Annotated in this window: 28 protein-coding genes; 13 read left to right on the forward strand and 15 right to left on the reverse strand. The window is 45.0% G+C overall.

Annotation, left to right across the window (positions count from 1 at the left end):
* Window positions 1-4: 4 nt before the first annotated feature.
* Both HWN40_RS11305 and HWN40_RS11310 read right to left on the reverse strand, forming a co-directional pair.
* Window positions 5-853, reverse strand: coding sequence for a methanogenesis marker 8 protein (locus tag HWN40_RS11305; protein WP_176965829.1), 849 nt, complete (start codon window positions 851-853; stop codon window positions 5-7).
* Between the two features lie 257 nt (window positions 854-1,110).
* A complete protein-coding gene (locus HWN40_RS11310) occupies window positions 1,111-1,887 on the reverse strand; it encodes a DUF1638 domain-containing protein (RefSeq protein WP_176965830.1) in 777 nt (258 codons plus the stop codon).
* 445 nt (window positions 1,888-2,332) lie between these two features.
* On the opposite strand from HWN40_RS11310, the gene HWN40_RS11315 reads away from it, so the two are divergent.
* Window positions 2,333-2,899, forward strand: a complete 567-nt coding sequence (locus HWN40_RS11315; RefSeq protein WP_176965831.1) for a hypothetical protein — start codon at window positions 2,333-2,335, stop codon at window positions 2,897-2,899.
* A gap of 10 nt (window positions 2,900-2,909) precedes the next feature.
* Here HWN40_RS11315 and HWN40_RS11320 read toward each other — a convergent pair whose 3' ends face one another.
* The 5 genes from HWN40_RS11320 to HWN40_RS11340 form a co-directional block, all read right to left on the reverse strand.
* Window positions 2,910-3,293 (reverse strand): PspC domain-containing protein, encoded by a 384-nt coding sequence (locus tag HWN40_RS11320; RefSeq protein WP_246275911.1) that lies wholly within the window; start codon window positions 3,291-3,293, stop codon window positions 2,910-2,912.
* A 31-nt stretch (window positions 3,294-3,324) separates the two neighbouring features.
* A complete protein-coding gene (locus HWN40_RS11325; protein ID WP_176965832.1) occupies window positions 3,325-3,606 on the reverse strand; it encodes a DUF1894 domain-containing protein in 282 nt (93 codons plus the stop codon).
* A gap of 18 nt (window positions 3,607-3,624) precedes the next feature.
* Entirely contained in the window at window positions 3,625-4,626 is a 1,002-nt protein-coding gene (purM, locus tag HWN40_RS11330; protein ID WP_176965833.1) for a phosphoribosylformylglycinamidine cyclo-ligase, read from the reverse strand.
* Window positions 4,627-4,636: 10 nt separating this feature from the next.
* Window positions 4,637-6,031 (reverse strand): aspartate kinase, encoded by a 1,395-nt coding sequence (locus tag HWN40_RS11335; RefSeq protein WP_176965834.1) that lies wholly within the window; start codon window positions 6,029-6,031, stop codon window positions 4,637-4,639.
* A gap of 102 nt (window positions 6,032-6,133) precedes the next feature.
* Entirely contained in the window at window positions 6,134-7,300 is a 1,167-nt protein-coding gene (locus tag HWN40_RS11340; protein ID WP_218165471.1) for a hypothetical protein, read from the reverse strand.
* A gap of 155 nt (window positions 7,301-7,455) precedes the next feature.
* Between HWN40_RS11340 and HWN40_RS11345 the strand changes: the two genes are divergently transcribed.
* On the forward strand, window positions 7,456-8,658 hold the full coding sequence (locus tag HWN40_RS11345) for a cofactor-independent phosphoglycerate mutase (RefSeq protein WP_176965836.1): 1,203 nt from the start codon (window positions 7,456-7,458) through the stop codon (window positions 8,656-8,658).
* A gap of 147 nt (window positions 8,659-8,805) precedes the next feature.
* Window positions 8,806-9,264: an Hsp20/alpha crystallin family protein gene (locus HWN40_RS11350; protein WP_176965837.1), complete on the forward strand. Its 459-nt coding sequence runs from the start codon at window positions 8,806-8,808 to the stop codon at window positions 9,262-9,264.
* Between the two features lie 203 nt (window positions 9,265-9,467).
* On the opposite strand, the gene HWN40_RS13730 is transcribed toward HWN40_RS11350, so the two are convergent.
* Window positions 9,468-9,803: a potassium channel family protein gene (locus HWN40_RS13730; RefSeq protein ID WP_176966401.1), complete on the reverse strand. Its 336-nt coding sequence runs from the start codon at window positions 9,801-9,803 to the stop codon at window positions 9,468-9,470.
* 431 nt (window positions 9,804-10,234) lie between these two features.
* Between HWN40_RS13730 and HWN40_RS11360 the strand changes: the two genes are divergently transcribed.
* Entirely contained in the window at window positions 10,235-10,996 is a 762-nt protein-coding gene (locus HWN40_RS11360) for a coenzyme F420-0:L-glutamate ligase (protein ID WP_176965838.1), read from the forward strand.
* A 27-nt stretch (window positions 10,997-11,023) separates the two neighbouring features.
* Here HWN40_RS11360 and HWN40_RS11365 read toward each other — a convergent pair whose 3' ends face one another.
* Window positions 11,024-11,473 carry a deoxycytidylate deaminase gene (locus HWN40_RS11365; RefSeq protein WP_176965839.1) on the reverse strand — a complete coding sequence of 150 codons (450 nt, stop codon included), beginning with the start codon at window positions 11,471-11,473 and terminating at the stop codon, window positions 11,024-11,026.
* Between the two features lie 104 nt (window positions 11,474-11,577).
* Here HWN40_RS11365 and HWN40_RS11370 point away from each other — a divergent pair, with 104 nt between their 5' ends.
* The 6 genes from HWN40_RS11370 to HWN40_RS11395 all read left to right on the forward strand — a co-directional run bounded on the left by HWN40_RS11370 (window position 11,578) and on the right by HWN40_RS11395 (window position 18,215).
* Window positions 11,578-12,480, forward strand: a complete 903-nt coding sequence (locus HWN40_RS11370) for a protein translocase subunit SecF (RefSeq protein WP_176965840.1) — start codon at window positions 11,578-11,580, stop codon at window positions 12,478-12,480.
* Complete coding sequence (locus tag HWN40_RS11375; protein WP_176965841.1) at window positions 12,477-14,174, forward strand: preprotein translocase subunit SecD; 1,698 nt, start codon at window positions 12,477-12,479, stop codon at window positions 14,172-14,174. The genes HWN40_RS11370 and HWN40_RS11375 overlap by 4 nt, the downstream gene beginning before the upstream one ends.
* A 16-nt stretch (window positions 14,175-14,190) precedes the next feature.
* The gene (locus HWN40_RS11380; RefSeq protein WP_176965842.1) at window positions 14,191-15,231 is read left to right on the forward strand and encodes an AAA family ATPase; all 1,041 of its coding nucleotides are present in this window, start codon (window positions 14,191-14,193) and stop codon (window positions 15,229-15,231) included.
* Between the two features lie 38 nt (window positions 15,232-15,269).
* Window positions 15,270-16,922, forward strand: a complete 1,653-nt coding sequence (locus tag HWN40_RS11385) for a tRNA uridine(34) 5-carboxymethylaminomethyl modification radical SAM/GNAT enzyme Elp3 (protein WP_176965843.1) — start codon at window positions 15,270-15,272, stop codon at window positions 16,920-16,922.
* 112 nt (window positions 16,923-17,034) lie between these two features.
* Window positions 17,035-17,376 (forward strand): helix-turn-helix domain-containing protein, encoded by a 342-nt coding sequence (locus HWN40_RS11390; RefSeq protein WP_176965844.1) that lies wholly within the window; start codon window positions 17,035-17,037, stop codon window positions 17,374-17,376.
* Window positions 17,377-17,468: 92 nt separating this feature from the next.
* On the forward strand, window positions 17,469-18,215 hold the full coding sequence (locus tag HWN40_RS11395; RefSeq protein ID WP_176965845.1) for a MinD/ParA family ATP-binding protein: 747 nt from the start codon (window positions 17,469-17,471) through the stop codon (window positions 18,213-18,215).
* 12 nt (window positions 18,216-18,227) lie between these two features.
* Here HWN40_RS11395 and HWN40_RS11400 read toward each other — a convergent pair whose 3' ends face one another.
* Window positions 18,228-19,046, reverse strand: coding sequence for a hypothetical protein (locus HWN40_RS11400; protein WP_176965846.1), 819 nt, complete (start codon window positions 19,044-19,046; stop codon window positions 18,228-18,230).
* 553 nt (window positions 19,047-19,599) lie between these two features.
* Here HWN40_RS11400 and HWN40_RS11405 point away from each other — a divergent pair.
* Window positions 19,600-20,001, forward strand: a complete 402-nt coding sequence (locus tag HWN40_RS11405) for a DUF1699 family protein (RefSeq protein WP_176965847.1) — start codon at window positions 19,600-19,602, stop codon at window positions 19,999-20,001.
* 36 nt (window positions 20,002-20,037) lie between these two features.
* Here HWN40_RS11405 and HWN40_RS11410 read toward each other — a convergent pair whose 3' ends face one another.
* Together HWN40_RS11410 and HWN40_RS11415 are read right to left on the reverse strand one after the other, a co-directional pair.
* On the reverse strand, window positions 20,038-20,454 hold the full coding sequence (locus tag HWN40_RS11410; protein WP_246276028.1) for a secondary thiamine-phosphate synthase enzyme YjbQ: 417 nt from the start codon (window positions 20,452-20,454) through the stop codon (window positions 20,038-20,040).
* Window positions 20,455-20,474: 20 nt separating this feature from the next.
* On the reverse strand, window positions 20,475-20,663 hold the full coding sequence (locus tag HWN40_RS11415) for a hypothetical protein (RefSeq protein ID WP_176965849.1): 189 nt from the start codon (window positions 20,661-20,663) through the stop codon (window positions 20,475-20,477).
* A 100-nt stretch (window positions 20,664-20,763) separates the two neighbouring features.
* Between HWN40_RS11415 and HWN40_RS11420 the strand changes: the two genes are divergently transcribed.
* Window positions 20,764-21,264 carry a hypothetical protein gene (locus HWN40_RS11420; protein ID WP_176965850.1) on the forward strand — a complete coding sequence of 167 codons (501 nt, stop codon included), beginning with the start codon at window positions 20,764-20,766 and terminating at the stop codon, window positions 21,262-21,264.
* Window positions 21,265-21,271: 7 nt separating this feature from the next.
* Entirely contained in the window at window positions 21,272-22,654 is a 1,383-nt protein-coding gene (recJ, locus tag HWN40_RS11425) for a RecJ family nuclease (RefSeq protein ID WP_176965851.1), read from the forward strand.
* Window positions 22,655-22,671: 17 nt separating this feature from the next.
* On the opposite strand, the gene HWN40_RS11430 is transcribed toward recJ, so the two are convergent.
* The 3 genes from HWN40_RS11430 to uvrC form a co-directional block, all read right to left on the reverse strand.
* The gene (locus HWN40_RS11430) at window positions 22,672-23,424 is read right to left on the reverse strand and encodes a DUF128 domain-containing protein (protein ID WP_281361342.1); all 753 of its coding nucleotides are present in this window, start codon (window positions 23,422-23,424) and stop codon (window positions 22,672-22,674) included.
* A gap of 60 nt (window positions 23,425-23,484) precedes the next feature.
* Complete coding sequence (locus tag HWN40_RS11435) at window positions 23,485-24,216, reverse strand: glucose-6-phosphate isomerase family protein (protein ID WP_176965853.1); 732 nt, start codon at window positions 24,214-24,216, stop codon at window positions 23,485-23,487.
* An 80-nt stretch (window positions 24,217-24,296) separates the two neighbouring features.
* Window positions 24,297-26,117, reverse strand: a complete 1,821-nt coding sequence (gene uvrC, locus HWN40_RS11440) for an excinuclease ABC subunit UvrC (RefSeq protein ID WP_176965854.1) — start codon at window positions 26,115-26,117, stop codon at window positions 24,297-24,299.

Genomic DNA, 26,117 nt, shown 5'->3' on the forward strand with positions numbered 1-26,117 from the left:
ACTTTTATTTGAGTTCTCTGGGCTGTTTCTTTTCAGGCAGCTCAGGAAGAGGCATGGTGTTGATAAGAACAGGGCTTTTAACATCCTTTGCCCGCTCGACAACAAGTTCTTTTCCTTTCTGGGTCAGGGCGAAGAGTGGCACTGCGGTTCCCACCTGGGCAAGTGGTTTTACGAGGTCCCTCATATGTTTTGATGCACAGCTGGTTGTAATATCCGCGTTATCGACAATCTTCTGGATATCTTCCTTGCTCAGACCTGTAACATGCACGCCAATTATTACCAGATCAAGATTCATTTCCGCTTCAAGTTCTCTCAGCTCTTCCGCCACATCAGGGAAGGCCACAGTTACTGCAATTTTCTTGCTGCCAAGCTCGACTGCCTTTTTCACACCTGCGACCGGATCCATTCTTGCAGTTGATGGATCAAGCACGGTCCCTCCACGCTCGGTGATACCTTTAATGATACCTTCAATTGGCTCTGTTTCCACAAGACCGGACATCCTGCCACCCATACCCTGAACAAGGGTCGGATTGCTGGAAATTACAGTTCCTGCTCCGTCACAGGCTGTTACCGTTGTATCAAGCAAACCACGGCTCAGGCCCGTCATCATGATCTCACTTGCCCCAAATCCGACAAAGTCCTCGAGTTCCAGACGACGTTTATCGGTGAACATCCCAAAGTCGCTTATTCTGAACTCCATGTTCTTCCTGACATCTTCCGGGGTTATCTCCTCGATACCGCGCAGCTTGGCAAATATAGGACACCATTTGACCTCAGGCTCACCGACTTCAATAACTTCTCCATCTTTTACGACTACCCTTGTTTTTCCTACTAATTCCATTATATGAGGCATGATTTGCACCTTTTTAACTTAACAAAACAAATTCAAGAAAACAATTTTCTTTTTAGTATATGATACTTGTCGGCTAAAATAAGCTTACTTACCTATGTATAAGTAACCATATTAACACTTTTGAAAAGTATCTGTGCTACAGCATCTGCGAAAGCATATATTCAGGAACTTCTACTCTTCCCAACTAATAAGAAATGGATTTGTTTTCGCACAAACCCGGGATAGCACCTCTACACCAGCAGGTCAGATTAAAATATTTAAAGGACTTCACCTTTTATGCGCTCGTAACAATTGACCAGCAGCCTGGGACTTGCTTTCATCTCTATGATATTAAACTCAAAGAGCCTTGCAAATTCTTCAACCATGGGATCGAAACTCTTCTCATAGTACAGACCGGTATCCATTTTAGCTACGGTCTTATAGCCTGCATAGTCAAAAACAAACTTTGACATCTTTATATCATCCGGATTGTTCGTAAGACCTGCCGCTTTCACCATTTCACGCCAGTGGGCAGCCCACATGGGAGTCATGAAGAAAGTACCGACACCATTGAAGCTTTTCAGTTTCTCAAGATATGCAGCTCTGCTTCCTAGCACCGCACCGATACAATCGTCTATTATATCTCCGTTGTCTTCTTTTAGTATATGGACTGGACATGGAAGGTCAGCAAGATCTTTATCCACTTTGTCCAGCACATTTCCACAAAGGCCATAGAGTAGTAAAATGCCATCCGAATACTCTGATTTCTCTCTGGCTTTTGAATATACGGCCTCTTTAAGATCGTCCGGGGTGGCATGCAGGGCAAGCTCAAGTATCTCCACAACAAGAGTTAAGCCATCATCTTCCGGACAATCCGGGAGCACATCATCTGAAACAAGCGTATAATCACAGCCTGCATCCTCCAGTTTATCCACAAGCATGCGGGCATCCTCGTTGTTCACTATCAGTAAATTCCGTATTGCATTATCATTCTCAATAATATGGACGATCTCGTCCTCGAATATCCTACAGGCAATGAAAGAAAGTACAGGCATAGGTCACATCTCCTTTTGTATGTAGTCGTTTAGATTTTAAAATCGGATCACAGCACCAAATAACAAAATGAGGTACATGAAGATATACTTAAGCGTCATAATCATGTAGAAATTTCTTCTTTGTATAGATGCCGGGAAGAAATTCCATGGAGCAGGTCTGAATTTTCACCCGGGAGAGGTTAGGAACAAAATCAGTGATACTCCGTATATGTAATACAAAATGAAAGAATCAAAGCCGGATGGGTAAACCCACTCCCCAACCAGCTTATAGGGTACAACACAAATCTGTGCTTTTGTATTGCAAAGATACAATTACTCGATAGTATAAGTATATTTTTCAGCATCCCAAAATCTATAATGATAAATATATTATTTAAAATTATAATCAAACATTGTTCCCGGATTTCCGGAAAAACAATTAAATCAGTAGATTATATCTCACTGCATGACCGACGTGATGCTTTTATGGGACAATGCCCTCTTGTTCGAGAAACTGTTCCTCGAACATGATATCAAGTGCCAGAGAATAGCCCCTGAGAACCTTGGAACACCTTTTCTTCCACCAAGTAAATGCCTGATGATCCCCACAGGTTTTGCCAATACCGATTATACAAAGGTACTGAATGGTATCGAGCGAAGCAAAAAAAAGCTTGAGAAATTTGTGGAAAAAGGAGGAGTCCTAGTCATATTCGGACCCATGATAAGTGAATATGAATATCCCTGGCTCCCGATGAAGCTGAGGTATGTGCAAAAGCAGATGTCAGCAAATATCTGTATTACAAAAGAGCATAGTGCCCGATGCCTTGTGGAAGATCCCGAGACAGAAGTGGAGTTTGACGGTTATTTCACGGATACCGAGGGAGATGTCATATTCAGGGATGAGGATGGAAATGCCCTGATGGTGGTAAAAAAGTTTGGGGAAGGAATGATCATTGCAACCACAATACACGAATTCCCTTCAGGGGATTTCCTTAAATGGGTAGTCGAAACTGCAAAAAGTACGAAGATATGAATATTCCCGGTCAATAAGTATTGTCCCTGGAACTCTCTTCCGGCACAAGAATGGCCAGAAGCAGGTATAGTAATCCTCCTACGAAGATACCTGTAACCAGAGTGAAAATCACAAAAACGATTCTTACAAGAGAGGGTTTGACATCAAAATACTCGGCCATACCGCCACATACTCCTGCTATCATACGGTCATCAGAACTCCTGTAAAGCTTCTTTGAACTTATCTCATGACCACTATCCCTTAATTTCTGATAGTAGAACAAACTTCCCGCAAGCAGGCCAAGGGATATGCCAAGCCCGTAATCCTCAATTAGCACACCGAGTATGATACCGCCCATCAGGCCCCAGAGAAGATAGGTACCGAAATCGGGAGTTTCCTGATCACTTTTTTCCATAAAAATAAGACCTCAGATGCCTGGAAGACATTCATTTTTTCTTGAATTTAGAACGCAGCTTCTCGACCTCATCGGCAGCATTTGGCAACCTGAGGACAAAAAGTCCGAAACATGGCTTGATATACTGGAAGAACAGCTCATCTCCTTTCACACCAATTGGTATGGAATCACCCTGAAGAAGCACGCCGCGTATGGTATAGCCGCCCGGTACACGATATACTTCATCGGACTTTTCCCTGATCAGTGCCTCACACTGGGCAGGTGTACCTCCTTTCAGGAGTATCTCAAAGGGAAGATCGCTTATACATGCCATGCTTGGATTTCCTTCCTATTAAACAATAACAAGGTTAGATACCTTTATACCACTTTCCACTATCCTTCCGACAACCTTGCCACCTGTCATCTCAGCTGCCTTTTCGGCCTGCTCCGGTGGTAAGATGATCACAAAACCCATGCCCATGTTGAATGTCCGGTACATTTCCAGATCATCCACATTACCTTCCTCCTGAAGGAACTTAAAGATTGCATTTGGTTCGATGGGATCGTGGAAGTCAAAACCGAGTTCTGTAACACGTTTGAGTTTCAGAAGACCGCTACCCGTAATATGGGCAAGTCCGTGAACATCACATTCCCTGATAACGTCCAGAACTTCCATGTAGATACGTGTGGGTATCAGGAGTTCGTCTCCTATGGTAGTAGAAGTGTCCAGCGGGAAAGCATCCTGATATGAATATGATGATTGTTCGATGATATTTCGCACAAGAGTGTAGCCGTTACTGTGGACACCTGCTGCCGGAATCCCTACTATGGCATCGCCGAGCCGTACATTCTCACCCGTGATAATATCCTCTTTTCTGACCATTCCAAGACATGTGCCTGCAAGATCGAAACCTTTTATGATATCCGGAAGTGTCGCGGTCTCGCCACCTACAATAGACATGCGGGAGATTTCGGCTCCTTTTCTCAGACCCTCGCCGATCTGAGCGGCGAATTCCTCATCGTGCTTCTCAAGTGCCAGATAATCAACAAAGGATACAGGTTCGGCACCTATTGCCAGCAGATCGTTGACGTTCATTGCGATACAGTCAATACCGACCGTATTCCAGCGCTTCATCTCATTTGCGATCAGAACCTTGGAACCCACACCATCTGTGGCAAGTGCAAGGGCATATTCTCCGAAATCGATGAGGCCTGCATAATGTCCTATACCCGTCAAAGGTGCCCCCAGGCCTTCACGCCTGTAGGTCATGCCCTTTGTCAGGGCCTGGATGGTCGTCTCCTCTTTTTCGATGTCAACTCCGGATTCCGCATAGGTGAGATGTTTGTCTTTCATATGATCACGACTATTTTTCCAGTTCGAATTCCCTGTGCAAAATCTGTACAGCCTCGATGGCATCCTCTGAACTCACGACAAAGGAGATGTTATGCTGTGAGGAACCCTGACTGATCATAATTACGTTTATATTGCCATTTCCAAGGGCATAAAATACCTTGCCTGCAACTCCCGGGATACCGTCCATACCCGCACCGACAACCGCAACAACACAGATATCCCTGTCATATGCGACATCGCCGATGAAGTTATTGCTGAACTCGGACCTGATAGCTGCAACTGCCCTTTCCAGATGGTCCTCATTGACCACGAAGGTCATGTTAGCTTCAGAGGAACCCTGGCTGATCATGATAATATTCACACCGGCACCTGCAAGTACGGAAAATACCCTTGCTGCAGTACCGATAGCACCTACCATCCCCGCACCGGAGATGTTGATCAGGGCAACCCTGGAAATGAGGGTAACAGCCTTTACGACATCCTCTATCTGGTTCTGTTCGGCAACGATCAGCGTGCCTTCGAAATCAGGTTCAAAGGTGTTCTTCACACGCACGGGGATCTTGTGTTTGATGGCGGGCTCAATTGTCCTTGGGTGAAGGACCTTTGCACCAAAATAGGACAGTTCCATGGCCTCGATATAGGATATCTGCGGGATGCATTTGGCCTCGGGAACGAATTTGGGATCAGTGGTCATTATACCGTGAACTTCTTTCCACAGCCAGATCTCATCCGCCTTGAGCGCAGCACCGAGAATGGATGCTGAGAAATCAGAACCACTACGTCCCAGTGTGGTGATTATATCCTGCTGGTTGTGGGCGATAAAACCTGTAACAACAGGAATACTGCGTCCAAGCAAAGAAGAGAGCCTTTCATCGATCCTTGTATAACTTTCCTCAAGTACCTTGGCACTACCGTAATTTGAATCGGTGACTATTCCCGCCTCGCCACCTGTAAATGATTTTGAATCTATACCCAGAGAGCAGATAGAGCAGCTTACGATAGGAGCTGCAAGACGCTCTCCATAGGAAGATATATAATCTATGGAACGTGGAGTCAATTCCCCGAGGTAACAGATGCCTATAAGAGCCTTTTCAAGTTCATCAACGCGCTTGTCGATAGACTCGATGCATAAGGACTTCAGTTCATCACTATCCACTGCAATGTTAATGGCATCGTAATGCTTTTTTTTCAGGTCGGCTATGAATTCTTTCACATGAGCTACTTTTCCGCTTACGGATACTTCGTTCGCCGTGTTCAGTAAGCCGTCCGTTACACCGCCCAGTGCCGAAGTTACCACAGTAAGTTCATTACCGTCGTCATGATAACGTTTCAGTAGTTCAGCTACATGCCGGATCTTCTCTCCGTTGGCAACCGATGTGCCGCCGAATTTCATTACGATTCTCATTTTAATCACGTTTGGTTTTTCGACTGATTTGGACTATAAACAATACAGAGCAATATAAAGATTATGTGTAAGGCCCGCAGAGACGGGAGTCTAAAAACAGGCCTACAGGAACTTTTTAAAGAACCAGATAAGTACAACAAATACAAAGGCACTTACAAGAAGGGAAAGAATATTCGAGATATCAGAAGGCAAGAGTGGTCCAGACATATCAGATGACGAATTGGCAGAACTATTATCCTTACCAAGCCCTTCTGCTGCTGAGTTTGCAAGCTCTGCGATAGATTCGCCGATATTATCCTGTATATTGACAGATACCGAGAATTCTTCCGAATAATAGGAAATGTCATCGTTTTCATCCAGTGTCATCAGCGTAACCTTATGTATGCCTGAATCGAGTTCCCCGGTCACAGCCTTATAGGTCCCGGGACTCACTTCTTTTCTTGTATCCAGAACTTCTCCGTCAAGCAGGATACGTACTTCTTCATAAGAATCGTCCAGATAATAATCAACGATGGCAATACGCCCCGCTTTTAAGCCGTCACCAAGCGGAGATGTGACATCAATATCAATGCTCCCCGGAACATTCGTAATCCCGGATACAGTGTCCTGTTGCAGGAATACATGATCGATAAAGACAGTTGTTCCCCCGTCGGTCTCGAAAAGACCTTCCAGATAAGCAAGAAAAACTGTCTGTGGTCCGGTTTCGGAGTATACGGTGTAATAGAAATAATCGTCTTCTTCCACTTCATCCTCTTTCAGAAGCCTGTCATCAAACCTTAGTTCAAGGGTAACTTCGCCATCATCAACATCGCTTGCTTCAATGGTATAAAGACCGGAAAGTCTGCGCTCTGAGCCGGCTTTCAGGGAAAAGTCCCTGTCCATAAGCAGGTAGTCATTGAAATCTTCCACAGGATCGAGATACTGTTCGATATATATGGTGGAATAGATCTCCCCGTCTGATTCTTTTACCGAACCTTCCGAGATTATACTCAGAATAAAGTAATCCACCTCTTTATCGTCATCCTCATCCTCAATAACCGTACGGATATACTCGAGGGCTTCATCCTCTTTAGCAAAATTGTCATCCAGCTCCACCTTATCGCCATTACGGTACAGTTCGATCCAGATATCGCCGCTGTTACTGTTCATGTCCAGAACTTTCACAGAGTAGCCCTGCTCCAGAAATATCTCATCCCCGATACTTACATCCGGTTCCGAATAGTGTATCATGGCCTCTGTTTTCAGACCGGCTGCGGGAGTGATGCACATTAAAAGGATACAGATACTTGTAATTACAAAATGTATATATTTCATCGAAACCTCAAATCATAGGACCGGATAAAAATGACATCTTAATATCTTGTTTTTCAAGCATATTATTGTCTAATGGTTTTTATCTATTTCTATAAATATAGGTGAAAATAATGAAATATGTAGTACTCATCGGAGATGGCATGGCAGATGAGCCACTTGAGGAGCTGGAAAATCAGACTGTTCTCCAGAAGGCCAGTACACCAAACATGGATTATATTACCATGAACGGCCGGGCAGGACTTGCCCGAACGGTGCCCGAAGGACTGCCACCCGGAAGCGATGTTGCCAACATGTCCATAATCGGCTATGATCCGGAGAAGTACTACTCGGGCAGGGCTCCCCTTGAGGCTGCAAGCATGGGAGTGGAACTCGAAGAGAATGATGTTGCATTCCGTTGCAACCTTATCACCATCAAGGATGACATCATTGCAGACCACAGTTCGGGACATATCACCAGCGAGGAATCAAAAGAACTGATCGAAAGCATCGACTCTGCCCTCGGAGATGAAATTTTTAGTTTTTATCCGGGAATCAGCTACCGGCACTTGATGATAGCAAAAAACGGTCTTGGAGCGGATACCGAATGCACTCCCCCCCATGACGTAATTGACGAGAATAGACATAACCACATGCCCCGGGGAAAAGATAGCGAAGTCATAGCCGAATTGGCTGAAAAATCCATGGGATTACTGAAAGATCATCCTGTCAATAAAAAGAGAATAGAGGAAGGTAAGAATCCCGGCAATTCCATATGGCTCTGGGGTCAGGGATATGCACCTGCATTCATTCCTTTTGAGGAACTCTACGGACTGAACGGAGCAATAATATCAGCAGTAGACCTTGTAAAGGGAATCGGGATCTATGCAGGACTTGATGTGATCGAGGTTCCCGGTGCAACGGGATACCTGGATACTAACTATAAGGGTAAGGCTGAATACGCCATGGATGCTCTGGAGAATCACGATTTTGTCTTTGTTCACGTGGAAGCACCCGACGAAGCAGGACATATGGGTGACATGCAGGCCAAGATACAGGCCATCGAGGACTTTGATGAAAAGGTCGTGGGTACTGTGCTTGAAGCCTCTAAAAAATACGGAGAGGACGTCACCATAATGGTGCTGCCGGACCACCCGACCCCAATAGCACTCAGGACACACACATCCGTACCCATCCCATTTGCCGTCTACTCCACTGCCGAAGATAAGCCAGACGATGCAAAGGCCTTTGATGAAGAATCTGTTAAAGAGGGTTCCTTGGGTACTGTTTATGCTGCCGATCTGGTGGGCAAGTTGATAAAAATGGCAAAAAAATAGGAGGAATTTTTCTCGCCAGGTCGTTATATAAGGAGCAATGCTCCTGCTAATTAATTTTTTGAATCAATCTTAAATAGTCTCAATCATAATAGGTGCATGGTGGGTAAAATGGGAGTTCAGCCCACCACAAAATGAGGAGTGATGAATATGAGATATGGTTTAACACGCTGGAGCCCTGCCTCCGGATCGGTATGGGATCCAATGGAAGAGTTAAGCAGAATGGAAAATCGTCTTTCAGAGATGTTCGGTGAAGGTGAAAGAGGTAGCTGGATGGATTTTGAGACCCTTCGTCCACTGGTGGATGTAAAAGAGGAAGATAAGGATATCGTTGTGAAGACCGATCTTCCCGGCGTCAGCAAGGAGGATGTGGATATCAATATCAAAGGTGACAGGATATGGATTACCGCCAATACCCACAGGGAAGCCGAGGAAGAAAAGGAAGGCTATTCCATGAAGGAACGCTCTTTCAAGAGGTTTGCACGTTCGTTCAGCCTGCCTGCAAATGTCACTGAAGAAGGTGCAAAGGCCAAACTGGAGGACGGAGTGCTCACTGTGACACTTCCGAAGTCACAGCTTGAGGAAAAGCAAAAGATCATGATAGAATAATTTGGTCTTGCCGATATACGTAAAAACATTTACTTTATTTTATTTTTTAAATGCTTTGAACTGAGCTGGAGGCATTTATTGTTGCGGCATCAGTAAGAGTTATCATCATACTTTGCTCAGTGGGGGTAACTATCATCATCGCCGCGGATTATCATTACGGATAATGGTATTAAAAACCTTCTTTTGATCTCCTTTGCCAACCTTTATTCAAAATCTTCATTCTTCTTAGAAAGTGAATCGCAGAGAGAAATGAACGTTTCAGCTATGACAATTACTATTGGCGCTATCAGGATGGTATATCCCAGCAATTGGAGAATGAAAGCAACAAATCTCCCGAGACCTGTTTGCGGAACTATATCCCCGAATCCTATAGACAGAAGTGTAGTTGAAGCCAGAAGATGCTTGAAGGAATTGTGGTAAAACCACCGGCTGCTCCTTCTACAAAATACATAAGGATACCTGATAGTACTGTCAGTAACAGTACTATTAAAAGAAATAGAAATATTTTTCTGAAACTCGCACGCAGAATTTCCTTCAATATTTTACATGTCATGCATTAAAATATAATAAGTACACATTAATAAATTGATGTTATTCCACTAAATTGCTAAATGTTAATCATAAAAAACCCAGTTTGAATGTGGCAAAAATGCCAGGATACCAAAATGGACTACATCATAGAAGAGGAGTTATGGCGTTCAATTCCAGTATACTTTTACTCCTTCTTAATAATAGGGATTTTGAATATGGTAATCGGAACTTTCAATATAAAAGGTTCGACAATATTCATCCTAGCATTTCTCCTAACTGTTGTGCATTTTAGAATTATGATCTGGTATAGAAAAAAGGAACATATTGTAGATCCATCCATTCAGACGATACTTAAACATGCATTTCGGTCTGATGAATAGTGAAATGCGCCAACAACATTATCTACCCACAATACCGTTACTTCCCTGAGGAATGAGCCGTGAAGATGGAAGCTTTTACTGTTGAGAATGTGCCTCTTATCAAAGAGGGAGACGACATCGCGTCAATCATCTGTGACAATGCAGAAATTAAGGATTACGATATCATAGTCATTGCTTCCACTATAGTCGCCAAGTCCGAAGGCCGGGTTTTCAGGCTGGAGGACATCGAAGCCGGCGAAAAGGCAAAAGAAATTGCTTCAAGACATGATCTTGACCCAGAATTCATACAGGCGGTCCTTGACAGAAGCAATGAAGTGCTCATGGAGTTTCCAATACTGCTTGTGGAGACAAAGAACGGTCACGTTTGCATTAAGGCAGGCATTGATGAATCCAATGTTGAAGGAGGATACCTTGCAGACTTGCCGGAAGATCCGGATTCCAGTGCCGAGAATATAGGAAAAGCAGTGGAGATGAACACCAGTAAGAAGGTGAGCGTCATTGTGACAGACACCAACGGAAGGGCTTTCAAGATAGGACAGACAGGAATAGCTGTCGGTCTATACATGATACACCCCATCCTGAACTGGGTAGGCAAGAAGGACCTCTTCGGGAATGAACTGGAGATAACACAGGAAGCCGTTGCCGATGAGATTGCAGGTGCTGCAAATCTGCTGATGGGAGAAGGAGACGGCGGTTGTCCGGTTGTCATTATAAGGGGTCTGAAACTGCGTTCCGAAGATAGCACATCAGTAAAAGAGATGTACAGAACTGACAGGGAAGATCTCATAAAAAAAGGACTTCGCTGTCTCAGGGATTCCTGAGAAGTATGATACTAATTATATAAGTATTCAGAATGGAATATTTACTACTTCAACATCCGCATCGGCAAAGAAATCCAGCGCATCAGTATCAGGATATGGCTGTATGTAAACTACTTTTTTGATATTGGAATTGATTATCATCTTTGCACACAGAATACATGGCTGGTGTGTGCAGTAAAGAGTTGCAAAATCAGTACTAACACCGTGTATTGCAGCCTGTATGATGGCGTTTTGCTCTGCGTGGACCGCCCGGCATTTCTCATGACGGGTACCGGACTCTATATTGTTCTGCTGTCTTATGCAGCCTATATCCAGACAATGTTCCATATTGCGCGGTGCACCGTTATAGCCCGTGGAAAGGATCCTTTTGTCCCTTGCAATCACAGCACCTACCCTGTTCCTCAGGCATGTGGAACGTTTGGCAACAACAGTGGCGATCTCAAGAAAATATTCGTCAATGCTGGGTCTGTCGGTCATCGCTTAAGAGAGACAGTAAGTAGTATATATAAGTTGTAGTGTATGGATTGACAACTACTTTATTAACAACGGGAGATTTTGAAAATAATTATGGAGTCTTTAAAATGGAAGTCGGTTTGACTGAACGCCTGGATTCGTTTGTAAGAAATCACAGCGATCGCCAGCTTGCGACAATACCGCTTGCCATATTCCTTGTATCGATAGTTGTACTTGGAATAGTGTTTGTAAGCAGTGGCGCACCTGTGAAACTCGGAATGGAGTTTGAGGGAGGAACACAGATATCGGTAGCAAGCCAGGAAACTGCCGCATCCCTTGAACAGAAATATGCCGACTATCCGATAGTTGACGCCCGCCAGGCCGGATCACGTGTGATCATGCAGTTCGGACCAATGGACAACGAACAGCAAAGCGAGCTTGTACGGGATGTGACATCCACCTATTCCAGTGTTGAGATCAAGCAGGTAGGACCGGTATACGGAGCAAGCCTGCAGCAACAGGCCGTACAGGCTGTAATAATATCTTTCATAGGAATGGCCCTTGTGGTATTCCTGATATTCAAGACATTCGTACCGTCTGTAGCGGTCGTACTTTCCGCGCTTTCCGACATACTGATAGCAGCAGCATTTATGAACGTGGCAGGCATCGAGCTGTCCCTTGGTACAGTTGCAGCCCTGCTTATGCTGATCGGTTATTCTGTGGACAGTGACATACTGCTCACAACAAGAGTGCTAAAGCGCAGAGGAACACCCCAGGAGAACATCTCAAACGCAATGCACACAGGTATCACGATGACAACGACAACACTTGCAGCACTTGTTGTAATGTACCTGGTTTCCACATACTCATATGTGCTCAGTCCGTCCCTCACGCAGATAAACCTGCTCTCGGACATATCCATTGTACTGATATTCGGACTGCTGGCAGATCTTATGAATACATGGTTGCTTAACACATCGATCCTGAGATGGTATGCAGGTAATCAGGGATCAAGGAGGCGAAAGGCATGAACGGTGATGAGGACCAGAAAAGTCTCTTAAAAGACATCAGGGTCATAGTATTCATAATAGCGATACTGGCTTCCATTGTCTTCATCCAGCCCGGATATTCCTCAGAGGAAGGTTTCAATACAGGTCTTAACTACGGACTTGACCTTGAGGGCGGATCATGGCTGCAGATCAGGCTGCAGGGTGCTGTAGCGCAACTGGATGCAGATAATGAAGAGCTTGCACAGACTGTCCTGCAGAATGGTATTGATGATACCGTGGAAATCCGGCAGATCGATACCAATAACGGAGGACTTACTGTCACATTCACCACACCTGCACAGCTTTCAAGTAACCATATGGACCAGCTTGGTGTGGGAGAATCCACGATAACAAGATCTGACAATACCACACAGGTCATTTTACATACATCCGAGTCCACGCTTATCACAACCTATCTTACAGATGCCCTGAACGCCGAGGTAGTTCCACTTGCGGTCGAAAACGGCGTGGAATACGAGATCAGGACCGCTGTATCGGAGGAAGAGCTCCAGCAGTTGATGGAAGAGGTCGGAGGAAATATAGTCACCGATGACCAGGGCACTCCTATCTACAGGGAAGGCGTCAGGACCGAGACAAGAGACCTTACAAAACAGATACTAAGCGATAAACTGAATGCACTGGGACTTAAGGACATCCCTGTCACAACCGTAGGCGAGGATTACATTCTTATTGATTTTGCAGGCATCGACCTTGCAACTGCTAAGGATATCGCAGAAAAACCCGGTAAGTTCGAGATACGCATCATCACAGAAGGCAACGAATCAAGACACGTGCTGTACGGTGATGCGATCCAGAGCGTCGGTATCGCGGGATACAACGATAACGACGGTCAGTGGTATACTCCCTTCACACTCACTGATGCAGGAGCAGAGGCACTTCAGGAAACTGCCATAGATACCGGAGCAACAACGAACCCTATGGCTCACAACCTTGTCATGTACCTTGATGACGAGGAGGTTTACAGTGCACCCCTGAGTCCGTCGGCTGCCGCAAGGCTTGAACAGTACCCTATATACTCATGGCAGGCTTCCACCGGAGGAGACGAGGAAAGTCAGGCACAGGCTGAACAGTTGCAGATACACCTGCGTGCAGGTGCGCTTCCTGTAAATGTGGAACTTATGGGTTCGGGACATGTGGACGCATCCCTTGGTGCCCAGTTCAAAAGCCAGGCAGTTATCGCAGGGTTGCTTGCACTGTTTGCAGTTGCATTCGTTGTTTACAGGCGCTACCATAAGCCAGAGATACTCATACCAATGGTGGGAACCTCTGTCAGTGAGGTTATCATGATCCTTGGTTTTGCAGGTGCCATCGGCTGGCAGCTCGACCTGCCCAGTATCGCAGGTATTATCGCGGTAATCGGTACCGGTATTGACCACCTTGTGATCATCACGGATGAGGTGCTCTATGAAGGAAAGCTTCCTCCAAGAAAAGTATATCTTTCAAGGATAACAAAGGCATTCAGCATAATATTTGCCGCCGCAGCGACAACTATCATTGCCATGTCACCACTTGTGGTAATGGGATTCGGAGCCCTCAAGGGATTTGCCATTACGACTATCGTAGGTGTGTTGATAGGCATACTGATCGCAAGGCCGGTATACGGGAAGGTTATCCATGAGATACTCGAATCAAGAGCAAGTAAAACTGCTGAGTAAGACATAAGGTGAGGAAATGAGAGACATATGGACCGTAAAGTACAGGCCCTCAAAACTCGATGACATTGTTGGCAATGAAGGATCCATTGATACTATGAGGAAGCTCATACATTCAAAGAATCTTCCTCACCTTGTCCTTTACGGGCCTGAGAACACCGGTAAGTCATCCGCTGCCTTTGCCATGGCCAGCGAGATATATGGAGATGATTACCAGCGGAATTTCACCTATTTTAACGCATCTGACTTTTTCGAGCAGGGAAAACGCTACATTGTCAGGGATAAAAGGTTTGTCCGTATAATCGGAACAGATGATCCAAAAAAGATAAAGAAGAGTGTTATCTCCATTTTCAAGGAAGTTGTCAACGAATATGCAAGTATGGGGCCCCTGGATTCGGATTTTAAGGTAATATTCATAGACAATGCCGAGTCACTGAATTCCGATTCCCAGCATGCCCTAAGAAGGATTATGGAAAAGTATACTGCAACATGCAGGTTCATACTTTCCACCACACAGGCTTCAAAGCTCATTTCCCCCTTACGCTCAAGAGGCCTACAACTCTTCTTCACGCATGTATCCGATGACAAGCTTGAAAAGTTCATAAGGGATATAGCTGACAGGGAAGGTCTTTCGCTAAGCGATGACGGAGTCTATGCAATCGGCTACCATGCAAAGGGAAATATTGCAAAGGCGCTGCACACCCTGCAGCTTGCATCCATAAGCTCGGACAACGGGACCATCGGTGCACAGGAGATATATGATGCCACCTTCATGGAAAAATCAGATAATATAACCCATCTTTTCAATGCGGCAGTATCAAAGAACATTCTGGATGCCCGAAAAGCCATTGATGCCCTGATACTCGAAGATGGCATGTCCGGACAGGAGATACTCCTGAAGCTGTACCAGATGGCAATCGATTCCAATGAAAGCGACCCTGTGGTTGCACAATGGATCATTAAAATGGCTGATACCGACTTTTATATGACAGAGGCGGCTAACGAAAGAATACAGCTCGAAGCACTTGTTGCCGGTTTCAACCAGCAGATCAGCTCCTGAAAAGCCAAAATCTATCAGAAACAATCTATCTGGTGCAAATGACAGCAAAAGCAAATCCCGATCCTGACTTTTTTAAAGCATGCAGGGAAATCCTGGAGATGGTGATAAAAAAAGAGATCACCGACAAGCAGCAGTTAAACGAGGCAAAGAAGAAGATTTCCAAGAAGTACAGACTTTCCTGCCTTCCTAAAAACGCCGATATAATAGTTACCGGAAACGATGAAGAGCAGGAGACCGTCAGGGATATTCTGCGCCGCAAACCTGTACGTACCATATCGGGTGTGGCCGTCATTGCAGCAATGACCTCACCGGCACCCTGCCCCCACGGAGTCTGCCTGCCCTGTCCGGGCGGACCGGATTCTGAATTCCATTCGCCGCAAAGCTATATGGGCAGAGAACCCTCCACGATGCGTGCGATCCAGTATGAGTACGACCCATACAGGATAGTTACCGGAAGACTGGAACAGTTAAAGCAGATAGGACATGAGGTAAAAAAAGCCGAGCTAATCGTCATGGGCGGCACTTTTTCTGCCAGGTCCATCGATTACCAGCAGTGGTATACAAAACGCTGTCTGGAAGCAATGAATGACTTTTACGGGAAATCCTGGCGCCAGGAAGTTCATACCATAGGCAAGCAGTTACCCTATGTGACCCTGGAAGATGTGCAGCGGATGAACGAGACCGCAGCTATCCGGAATACGGGCATTACCTTTGAAACAAGACCTGACTGGACATCGACCCAACATGTGGACAGGATGCTCGAACTCGGAGCTACCAAGGTGGAGATCGGTGTACAGAGTACCTATGATTTCGTCCTTTCCCGGATGAAAAGAGGACATACGGTGGCTGACAGTATTGAAGCTAACCGTATTCTCAGGGACAGCGGCCTGAAAGTAGGATTCCATATGATGCCCGGACTTCCCGGAATGGATGAGGAAAGGGAGATCAGAAACTTTAAGAGGGTGTTCAACAATCCCGGATTTAAACCAGATTATCTTAAGATATACCCCACGCTTGTCACGGAAGGCACCGAACTCAATGAAATGTGGGCTCGCGGAGAGTACCGGGCAATCAGCGATGAGGATGCAGTGGGATTGCTTGCCGATATAAAGTCGTTTGTACCGGAATGGGTGCGAATGCAGCGTATCCAGCGCGACATACCCGCCCAGCAGATACTGGACGGAGTCAGAAAGAGCAATATAAGACAGCTTGCCAGGGAGCGTCTGATACAAAACGGAGAAACTTGCCGGTGTATCAGATGCCGGGAAGTCGGACATAACATCCTGCAGGGCAGAGAGCCCGATGTGGATAATATCGACCTCAAGACTATGAGTTATGACTGCTGCGGCGGTAAGGAACACTTCATAGCATTCGAAGACAGGGTTCAGGACATCCTGATCGGATTTATAAGACTGAGATTCCCTAACAGACCTCACAGGAATGAGCTGGAGAGCGCAGCCCTGGGAAGAGAGCTGCATGTATATGGCTCCATGGTGCCTGTTGGTGATAAGGCCGGGGGCCATGACTGGCAGCACAGAGGATACGGAGCCGAGCTCGTGGCACATGCAGAGAAGATAGCCCGGGATGCGGGTTACAGCAAACTGGCAATAACGAGTGGCATAGGTGTGAGGAGATACTATCAGCGCCTCGGCTATGAACGTGACGGAGTGTATATGTCGAAAAGATTGTAGGTTGGCGGGATAATATTTATTTCCGATGAAAGTTATAAACCAGAGAAAGAAAATAAAAACCTTGCCTGTTCCTATTATATGCGAATCATGGCATACATAAAAAGGAGACTTAATGTCAGAAAATGAACTTCTTGAAGAAATACTGAAAAACCTGCAAGCCATAAACACAAAACTTGACAGGATAGTCGGAAAAAAGGAGTCATTTTCCGAGCCTGAAAAGGAAGATATCACAGATTCGCTGGATATCATGACCTTGCTCTCGCTTCCGGATCATCTGCGCACCACGGCTACAACTCTTTTTGAGATCGGGCCTGCAACCGCAGAGGAAGTATCCAAAGTGACATTCAAGGAAAGAGCGGTTGAAAGTAACTATCTCAATCAACTGGTCAGAATGGAGCATGTTGAAAAATACAGAGAGGGAAGAAAGATCTATTTCCGTATCAGGGAAAAATAAAATCAGAAGCTTTTTAAGCTATGACAAAATCTTCCAGAGTGAGATAAAAACTTAGAACTGCACAGGACGAACAAATCAAAGAGGAAATAAAGATGACTTTTACACTGGCCGTACACTCTTCAAAGGGGGGCACCGGGAAAACCAGTATTGCAGTCAACCTTGCGGCAGCATATGCGCAGGATGGAAAAAACGTATGTCTTCTGGATGTAGATATCAGGGGACCTTCTCTGTGTAGTATATTCAAACCTGAAACCTATTTCTGGGTAAATGACCTGCTATCCGGAAAGAGAGGTATAAATGACACCATACATGATGTCAGTGATGAATTCGGAACAGAAGGTAAGTTCTTTGTGGGTTACTCCAACCCAGATATCAATGAAATACGTGAGATTGCAAGAAAAGACCGTAACTGGCAATCCACTGCACTGAGAAACCTTATCAGTGGGAAAAAAGAGCTTGCAAGCAAGAACATCGACATAATCATCTTTGACACAAGCCCGGGAGTCAAATATGAGTCTATCAACGCAGTTGCTGCATCCGATCTTGTACTGATAGTACACAACTCCTCTGCCGCATGTGACAATTGTACCGATCAGTTGATCCAGGGAATATACTCACCATTGAACAAACAGTGTGCAATAGTCGATAATATGTATCATCAGAATGTCCTCGAGACTCCGGATGAGAAAAAATTCGGAATCGACGTAGTTGCACGGATACCATGTATGTGCAACGTGGCCACCAGAAACAGAGAGATACTCACACTGGCCGAGCCGGAACATGTTTTCTCAAAGTCGATATATAGTGCAAAAGAGAAAATAGACCGCCGTTACCGATAAAACTGACTGCATTCACTTTTTCCTATCATCGTCTTTTTGCTCGATTATAGGAAGTACCTCATTATACAGGTAATCGTCCATATTTTCGGATCTAATCCTGCTGAAATCCTCTTCTATATCTTCTGATGATAGTATTATCTCCTTGACTATAGAGAAGAAGAAAAATGCTACAAATGCAGCACTAAGAGCCAGAACCACTCTTTCAAACGGATATAGGAGTATCACCGAATTGAACATTTCAGCGTTCAGGTCGAAGATATAGGCATATGCGATGCTGCCTACCAGATGATCAGAAAGAATACCGATCAAAGCTGCAAAGAAAAGTGAGACAAATATGTAGACTCGGGAATGAATAGATTTTATGCTGTTCTTTTCAAAAGCAATGAAAGCTATCAACACAACAATATGGAACCATGGATAGAAAAAAGCTTCTCTTCCCACAGGAAACAGGTACCAGATGAAGATAAGTGCTCCGAATATACTTAAAGCTGCCTTTTGTTGCCTGTTGACTATAAGACCAGACACAACCGAAGCAAGCATTATGAAAAACGGTGAAAGCATACGAAAAGCATCCCTGCTTATGTAGCCGGGATTATTGAGCTCATGCAGAAATAAGCCAATAAAAGATATTAATGCGCCCCATACAGGCCCGTAGAGCATACCATTCAATGAACCAAAGGCAACAATGGAACTTATCCTTGTACCATCTATCCCTATCACACCTGTCAGGTCAGGCAGGTAGCTGGAGAAATACGTAAGAATAATACCAAACAGAAGATAGATGAAACTGACATTTTTCCTGATCTTCAGTTTTGGAAGCATTGGTGGCATATCAGAACCAATCAAGGAAAGTAATTTATATATAAGTTTACATTGGAACCTGCCTTCAGGTGTTCTGAAATAAATTTTTAAATAATTATAATCAGCTATTAGTGGAAAAATGATTCTCTGCACATATAATTTTTTACTTCTATAATACAAGAACTTGAATCACTTTTAGATACACCAGATTCTAACTGTATATTAATAGTGTAAATTAATTTGTTCTATAGCCAATATTTTAAAATATAAAACTAAATTATAAAAATATAAGGCACATATAATTTGTATTTACTATCAAAAGTAATATATAGAACATAATTTATCAAATGACGGAAAAAGATGATATTTCAGTAAAAAGCCTCATGATACTTATTCTGACACAAGCATCTACAAAAAAATAAAAAATTATACTATTAAACTAATATCATATCATGAATATAATCTTATATTTCGGGATACCTTTAAATAAAACTTTGTATATACAGTAAGTTATCACAGTATAAAATGATGTGTTCATGATTATAAATTCATAGATTTTAAAAACAATAAATGGAGATTTAAGATGAAAATAAGAGTTGTAAGTTCAAAAGAGGAAATCAACACACTTGGACCAAATGAAGAGATCGTGCATCTTGCATTCAGACCTTCAAACACCGATATTTTTTCACTGGTAATGAAATGCCCAAGTGTCAAGGCGCTCCACATACCAAGCTCATACAAGAGGACGATTTCCAATTCCGCAAAGATGTACCTCGAGATGCAGGGAATCGACCTCCTTGAAGGCGATGTATGGGGCCACAGGAAAGATATAAACGAATACTCCGAAGTATCACAGACCGTTTACGACCGCATTGATCAGTACAGGGAAGAAGGATTCTCAGAAGATGAGATCGAGGACAAAATGGTAAGAGAGACCAGACTCAGTCCGGATTTCATTAAGTTCCTTGTCAGGCAGAACAACTAAAACTAAAAAGGGCCTCTGGCCCACAATTATTTATTACTATTTTTCACCGTATATCTGGACGAGTACTTTTCTTGAACGCGGACGATTATCCAGGTCTATAAATATAATCTGTTGCCAGGTCCCGAGCTGAAGGTTTCCGTTGAGCAGGGGAAAAGATTCACTCTGACCGATCAGTGAAGCTCTGACATGAGAATGTCCGTTTCCGTCATGCCATTTTTCATTGTGCTTGTATGTGATACCCTGCGGCACCAGTCTTTCCAGCGTCTCCTGAAGGTCAGATATGAGACCGGATTCATATTCAATAGTAGTTATGGCAGCAGTAGAACCCGGCGCGAACACCATGGCTATGCCGTTCATGATCCCCGATGACGCGACGATATCCGACACATCAGGAGTGATATCGATTATATCCGCATTCCCTTTCGTATCAAATTCTATATATTCGCTTACCACTACCAAACAAAAACACCCTATCAGTCCATCTGGTTTATCTTCAGGCCTATTGCCGAAGTAACTATAATAAAGACAACAAGTGCGCCCACAAAGCCGTATTCCTGTAACTGCTGCATGCCCTGCATGGTCTGATGCACCAGTACGAAAAGTACTGTCAACAGGATTACTGAGCCAATGGAGGCTATAATTTCAAGTTCTTTTTTATTCATCAGTGAGTAATTGAATGACAAGTACATCAATTTAACGCAGATAACAAAGCATTTTTAATAATATAAAGTGAATCTTATTTCAAAAAAACACGGGTATTTCATGACAGAGTTCGAAAGGACACTTGTTCAGTCTTTTAACACATATTTTGAAGAAAAGGACATAAAAGGCATAGCACATCGCCTGAAACAGCACCGGTTCACACCACAGTTCCTGGATGTGCTGGTGGATTCACTGGACCCTGATTACTATATGGGGATCGAATGCAAGAGCATCTCAGTGGACAAAGGAGCAAAAGCACTCTATTTCACCCAGCATTTCACAACCGACAAGAAAGGGATACATCAGATAGACCGCATATCCGACTACCTGATCAGATCAGGAAGAACGGGTTTCCTTGCCATAGAACTTAGAATGGGAGTCGGTAAAGCCAGAGAAGCATACATAATACCATGGGATGTACTCCGGGACAGGTTCCACGAAGATGGCAGGACAAAATTCACGGTGGATGAGATACAGGACTTCTGCAGAATGGAAAGAAAAGCAAACAAATATGTCATTGACCCTGAGGGATGGAAGAAAGGGTCAAGGATAATCTCGTGAGGGAAAGATGTCCGAAACCATGATACAGATGGCACAGCGTGCCAAAAAGTGTGCTGAAGAGATAAAAAAGCACAGGGAGATACAACTGGTATCCCACATCGATGCCGACGGAATAACATCAGGAGCCATTATAGCAAAAGCCCTTGAGAGAGCCGGTATAGAGTATGAGATGCTCTTTGTAAAGCAGCTTGATGAGAATATCGTCAGTGAGCTTGCAGACAAGAATCCGGAACTTACAATATTTACCGATCTTGGCAGTGGCCAGATAGAACATATAAGTAACTATGGACTGCATGCGATCATTTCAGATCATCACAGACCACAGGGAGATACAGACCTGCACCTGAACCCACATCTTTTCGGGGCAAACGGTTCCTTTGAGATAAGTGGTTCCGGAACCACATTCATACTTGCCGGCCAGCTTGGCAACAACAGTGACCTGGCAGACCTGGCAATTGTCGGCTGTGTGGGTGATATGCAATACCGCAAGTACGGGAAACTTGTCAGCCTGAACAGGGAGATCCTTGAAGCAAATCCCACCATCATAGAAGCTAAAAAAGATATTTCCCTCTATGGAAAACAGACAAGACCCGTATTCAAGATGCTCCAGTTCTCATCTGACCCATACCTTCCGGGACTTTCTGGCAGCGAGGACGCTTGTATTGATTTTCTGCACAGGATCGGGCTGCGGTCAGGGAATGATGAGAAGTGGCGTCGGTGGATAGACCTGGATGAGGGAGAAAAGGTCAGGGTCACTTCCTCACTGCTGCAGTACTCAGTTCAGAACGGGCTGTCCTCATACAATGTCAACCGCCTTGTGGGAGAATGCTACCTGTTATTACAGGAAGAAGAGGGCACCGAAATGAGAGACGCCAGCGAGTATTCCACTCTTCTGAATGCTACGGGCAGATACATGCAGGCAGAGGTCGGTATGGCAGTCTGCATGGGAGACAGGGAAGAGGCCTATGATTCTGCAAGCAGATTGCTTAACGAGCACAGGAAGAACCTTGTTGACGGGCTGAATTTCGTAAAGGACAACGGAGTCACCCAGCTTTCCCATCTGCAGTTCTTCGATGCCGGCAGCAGTATCCCGGAGACCATCGTTGGTATTGTCGCGGGAATGAGCCATGCTTCCAATAACCGTCATCTTCCTATTGTAGCCTTTGCGAACAAGGAGGACGGTCATAAGGTTTCGGCAAGAGGGACCCAGGAACTTGTAAACAGGGGTCTGAACCTCTCGGAAGCCATAGGACAGGTCTGCCAGGAGATTGGAGGAGCGGGCGGCGGGCATGATATTGCTGCAGGTGCAACTGTGCCCTTTGGTAAAAAACAGGAATTTATAGAGAAACTGAATTCCGTGATAGCATCACAGATAGCCGCCAGGGCATAAAAAAGAAATTATTAATTCTACAGTTCGTTGATGTGCTTCAGTTCATTGATGTTGAGCAGTGTTGACATCGCATTTGTCCTGATGGGAATGCCATGCTCCTGAACTATAGCCATGGGATTCGTACCGCCAATCACAACAATTCCCAGATGATCCCTCTCCACAGGCACATCCAGTATTCTTGTGTTGGGTTCCCCAACCTCCAGAATTCCGGTTATACCGGCATCGACCATGTCTGACAGGGTGTTGTCGATCACATCCCTTGCAACCATGGGAGCTTCCCTCAGGTTCGCGAGGATCTTTCCGGTACCGGTCCTGAGCATCTCCATAACCGATGTAAGTTCCTGTGACATTAATACTTCCAGAGGGTCAATGGTTGTACTCTGGTATGTCAGGACATTGGTAAAACGAATAGGTGCACCATCCCGGATCTCCACAAGACCGCCGAATCTGGGTTTGACCATCACGCCGGCTTTTAAAAGAATACCGTCGATGGTGATACTGCATACTGTTGCAAAGCCGACTTCATCCTTGCCGATGACCCTGTCCCCGATAGAATCGCCTTCATGCAATACCTTAAGCATCGGACTTACGGCAAGACCACTGTTGATGGCAAGGCTGAATATCTTTAGTACATCCTCAAAATCCTCTTTGTGGATCAGGGAAAGGTTGACTATTACATCGCCTTCCATGGTCTTTGGATTGAATGTCGTCCTGAACATCAGATCCTCGATCTTGGAAGACGTAAACTGAATACGGCTGTTTTGTAGCAACAATACACCTCTACCGTTTAAGCAACTTGCACCCATTTATAGGTTCACATAATAAAAACCTTACTTTCCGACTATTTCTTTGAAAGCGGAAGTATAGTCCTGAGGTCTTGTGAGAAATGCAAGTTTATCCATATCATCTACAAGATCGTACATGTCCTCTCCGCTTGACAGCCCGAATTCGGGATAATCCATTGTTTCCCTGGATCTTATGGGCGGGACCTCGCCGTAATCCGGATTCGTGATGAAGCCGTCCACCAGAAGGTAATATGCAGCACCTGAAAGCTCTTTGATGGGACCATACACCGATGAGAAATCCCTTGCGACCCAGTTTGCCATCTTCAGGGTATCACCGGTGGCATTGATGGTTATATGCCCGTAGTTGGGAGGAATTACAATGCAATCACCTGCCTCTGCATTATAGACCATCACATCAGTTACCAGGTCACCTTCCTGTTTCTGGAGAAGATAGGTGGCCTTTCCTTCAAGTACCTGATAGACCTCCGTGTAGGACAATTCCGTTCCCGGCACATAGGGATGATAGTGACCTGCCGTCTTTACATATTCCCTTCCAAGCATTCTGGGAGGTATGACAGTTATATCGTACCTGAGATTATGTTCTTTCATCTTCTCAAGGTTCGATTCGTCTTTATACAGGTCCCTGTACATATAATAAAGTTCGACATTACTGGCTCTGTCCAGCCATTCCCTGTCATAGAGAACTTCTTTCATATCGTATAGCATCCTTATATCAGGAGTCCTGATATTGCCATGGAAATCCAGCTCGTTACCCATTTAACCTCACCCTCTAATAAGCAGAATACATCAACTTCCAAATTTATTAAACAAAATATATGAACCCAATATATTTGAACTTAGCCGCTGTCGGCATCCACTGATGAGCCGCCTCCCAGATGCTCCTGTATGCGCTCTGCTATCTTTTTACTCACACCCTTAACCTCCATCAGCTGTTCAGGGGTAGCGGACCTCATATTCTCAACCGAGCCGAAGTGTTCGATGAGAAGTTTCTTTTTACCGGGGCCTATTCCCGGTATTGCATCAAGCTGGGAGTGTGTAAGTGTTGCAGACCTCCTGCGACGATGGGATGTTACTGCAAAACGGTGGGCTTCATCCCTTACCCTCATAAGCAGTTTCAGGGCAGGAGAGGTCTTCGGGAGGATGATAACCTCATCAGACCCCTTATTAGGAGTGATTATATGTTCAAAACGCTTTGCCAGACCGATCAGGGGAATATCGAGACCCAGGGAATCAAGGGATGACTTGGCTGCACCCACCTGACCCGGACCTCCGTCTATCAGTATAAGGTCAGGCATAGGGCTGTCCTCCTTTATCAGACGCGAGTACCTGCGCTGTACCACCTCGGCCATCATGGCAAAATCATCGATGCCTTTTACAGTGCGAATATTGTGCTGTCTGTACCCATCCCTGGCAGGCAGCCCGTCTTTGAACACAACCATCGAGCCCACGGCATTTGTACCCGATATATTGGATATGTCAAATCCTTCTATGTGCTGTGGCAGTTTTTCAAGGGACAGTACGTCCTTTAATTCGTTAAGTGCAATAAGAGATGCTTCGGAGAGACCCTTTTCCAACCGGGATATCCTCATCGCCATTTCGGCATTGCGCAGACACATCTCCATGATCTTTTTCTTTTCTGTCCTGTAGGGAACCTGTAACTTTATTTCCCTGCCTGATCTCTGACCAAGCCATCCGGAAATCAGTTCTTTTTCAAGGACCTCTTCCTGCACGAGTATCTCCGGCGGGATAGGAGAATCCTGATAATACTGCTTTATAAATGCGGCCAATGCAGCCGGTATTTCGGCATTGCCCGAATCCTCAAGTCTGAAATCGGCTTTACCGACCATGCTTCCATGACGGATGTAAAATATTTGAAGGTATACTGTAGAACCATCGGCAACCGCAGCGATCACATCCCTGTCCTCTATTCCCGAGGTCGCTATCTGCTGCTCTGTAAGACACCTGAGACCCTCTATCTGGTCCCGCACCTCTGCAGCAGCCTCATATTCCTGATCCTCTGCCAGGGACTGCATCCTCTCTTCAAGCTCTTTGAGAAGACCCGCAGTATCGCCTTTTAGAAAACGGACCGCCTTCATGACCCTTCTGTTATATTCTTCCTCGTCAATGGAAGCCTTACATGGGGCTATGCAGCGTTTTATATGATAATTGAGGCATGGACGGCTCTTTCCCGGAACTACCGGCTTTCTGCAGCGGCGCAGCAGGAACAGCTTTGATATCACCTCAAGCGTGCTGCGAATTGCCCTGCTGTTGGTGTACGGACCAAAGTAGAGGGCATTATCCATGCGTCTTCTGCGTGTCAGAAATATCCGGGGGAACCTTTCATTGGTCGTGACCTTCACATATGGATAGCGTTTGTCATCCTTCAGACGGACATTGTACCTGGGCTTGTATTTTTTTATCAGGTTGGCCTCAAGTACAAGCGCATCAATCTCGGTATCGGTTACTATAAACTCGATATCATCGATCTGCCTGACAAGTACACGGGTCTTTGGAGTCTGGTTTGCAGACGACTGAAAATAAGAACGTACCCTTTTTATCAGGGATTTTGCCTTTCCGACGTATATGATCACCCCGGAAGAATCTTTCATCAGGTATACGCCGGGAGAATCCGGGATCTTGCTCAGGTCCGGTACCAT

It is taken from the genome of Methanolobus zinderi (genome assembly GCF_013388255.1).
In the GTDB taxonomy this organism is placed as follows: domain Archaea; phylum Halobacteriota; class Methanosarcinia; order Methanosarcinales; family Methanosarcinaceae; genus Methanolobus; species Methanolobus zinderi.

Bases quoted from the DNA above. Each gene is read 5' to 3' on its own strand.
- HWN40_RS11305 (WP_176965829.1), bottom strand. From the start codon at position 853: ATGCCTCATATAATGGAATTAGTAGGAAAAACAAGGGTAGTCGTAAAA.
- HWN40_RS11310 (WP_176965830.1), bottom strand. From the start codon at position 1,887: ATGCCTGTACTTTCTTTCATTGCCTGTAGGATATTCGAGGACGAGATC.
- HWN40_RS11315 (WP_176965831.1), top strand. From the start codon at position 2,333: ATGACCGACGTGATGCTTTTATGGGACAATGCCCTCTTGTTCGAGAAA.
- HWN40_RS11320 (WP_246275911.1), bottom strand. From the start codon at position 3,293: ATGGAAAAAAGTGATCAGGAAACTCCCGATTTCGGTACCTATCTTCTC.
- HWN40_RS11325 (WP_176965832.1), bottom strand. From the start codon at position 3,606: ATGGCATGTATAAGCGATCTTCCCTTTGAGATACTCCTGAAAGGAGGT.
- purM (WP_176965833.1), bottom strand. From the start codon at position 4,626: ATGAAAGACAAACATCTCACCTATGCGGAATCCGGAGTTGACATCGAA.
- HWN40_RS11335 (WP_176965834.1), bottom strand. From the start codon at position 6,031: ATGAGAATCGTAATGAAATTCGGCGGCACATCGGTTGCCAACGGAGAG.
- HWN40_RS11340 (WP_218165471.1), bottom strand. From the start codon at position 7,300: ATGTGCATCACTCCCGCAGCCGGTCTGAAAACAGAGGCCATGATACAC.
- HWN40_RS11345 (WP_176965836.1), top strand. From the start codon at position 7,456: ATGAAATATGTAGTACTCATCGGAGATGGCATGGCAGATGAGCCACTT.
- HWN40_RS11350 (WP_176965837.1), top strand. From the start codon at position 8,806: ATGAGATATGGTTTAACACGCTGGAGCCCTGCCTCCGGATCGGTATGG.
- HWN40_RS11365 (WP_176965839.1), bottom strand. From the start codon at position 11,473: ATGACCGACAGACCCAGCATTGACGAATATTTTCTTGAGATCGCCACT.
- HWN40_RS11370 (WP_176965840.1), top strand. From the start codon at position 11,578: ATGGAAGTCGGTTTGACTGAACGCCTGGATTCGTTTGTAAGAAATCAC.
- HWN40_RS11375 (WP_176965841.1), top strand. From the start codon at position 12,477: ATGAACGGTGATGAGGACCAGAAAAGTCTCTTAAAAGACATCAGGGTC.
- HWN40_RS11380 (WP_176965842.1), top strand. From the start codon at position 14,191: ATGAGAGACATATGGACCGTAAAGTACAGGCCCTCAAAACTCGATGAC.
- HWN40_RS11385 (WP_176965843.1), top strand. From the start codon at position 15,270: ATGACAGCAAAAGCAAATCCCGATCCTGACTTTTTTAAAGCATGCAGG.
- HWN40_RS11390 (WP_176965844.1), top strand. From the start codon at position 17,035: ATGTCAGAAAATGAACTTCTTGAAGAAATACTGAAAAACCTGCAAGCC.
- HWN40_RS11395 (WP_176965845.1), top strand. From the start codon at position 17,469: ATGACTTTTACACTGGCCGTACACTCTTCAAAGGGGGGCACCGGGAAA.
- HWN40_RS11400 (WP_176965846.1), bottom strand. From the start codon at position 19,046: ATGCCACCAATGCTTCCAAAACTGAAGATCAGGAAAAATGTCAGTTTC.
- HWN40_RS11405 (WP_176965847.1), top strand. From the start codon at position 19,600: ATGAAAATAAGAGTTGTAAGTTCAAAAGAGGAAATCAACACACTTGGA.
- HWN40_RS11415 (WP_176965849.1), bottom strand. From the start codon at position 20,663: ATGAATAAAAAAGAACTTGAAATTATAGCCTCCATTGGCTCAGTAATC.
- HWN40_RS11420 (WP_176965850.1), top strand. From the start codon at position 20,764: ATGACAGAGTTCGAAAGGACACTTGTTCAGTCTTTTAACACATATTTT.
- recJ (WP_176965851.1), top strand. From the start codon at position 21,272: ATGTCCGAAACCATGATACAGATGGCACAGCGTGCCAAAAAGTGTGCT.
- HWN40_RS11435 (WP_176965853.1), bottom strand. From the start codon at position 24,216: ATGGGTAACGAGCTGGATTTCCATGGCAATATCAGGACTCCTGATATA.
- uvrC (WP_176965854.1), bottom strand. From the start codon at position 26,117: ATGGTACCGGACCTGAGCAAGATCCCGGATTCTCCCGGCGTATACCTG.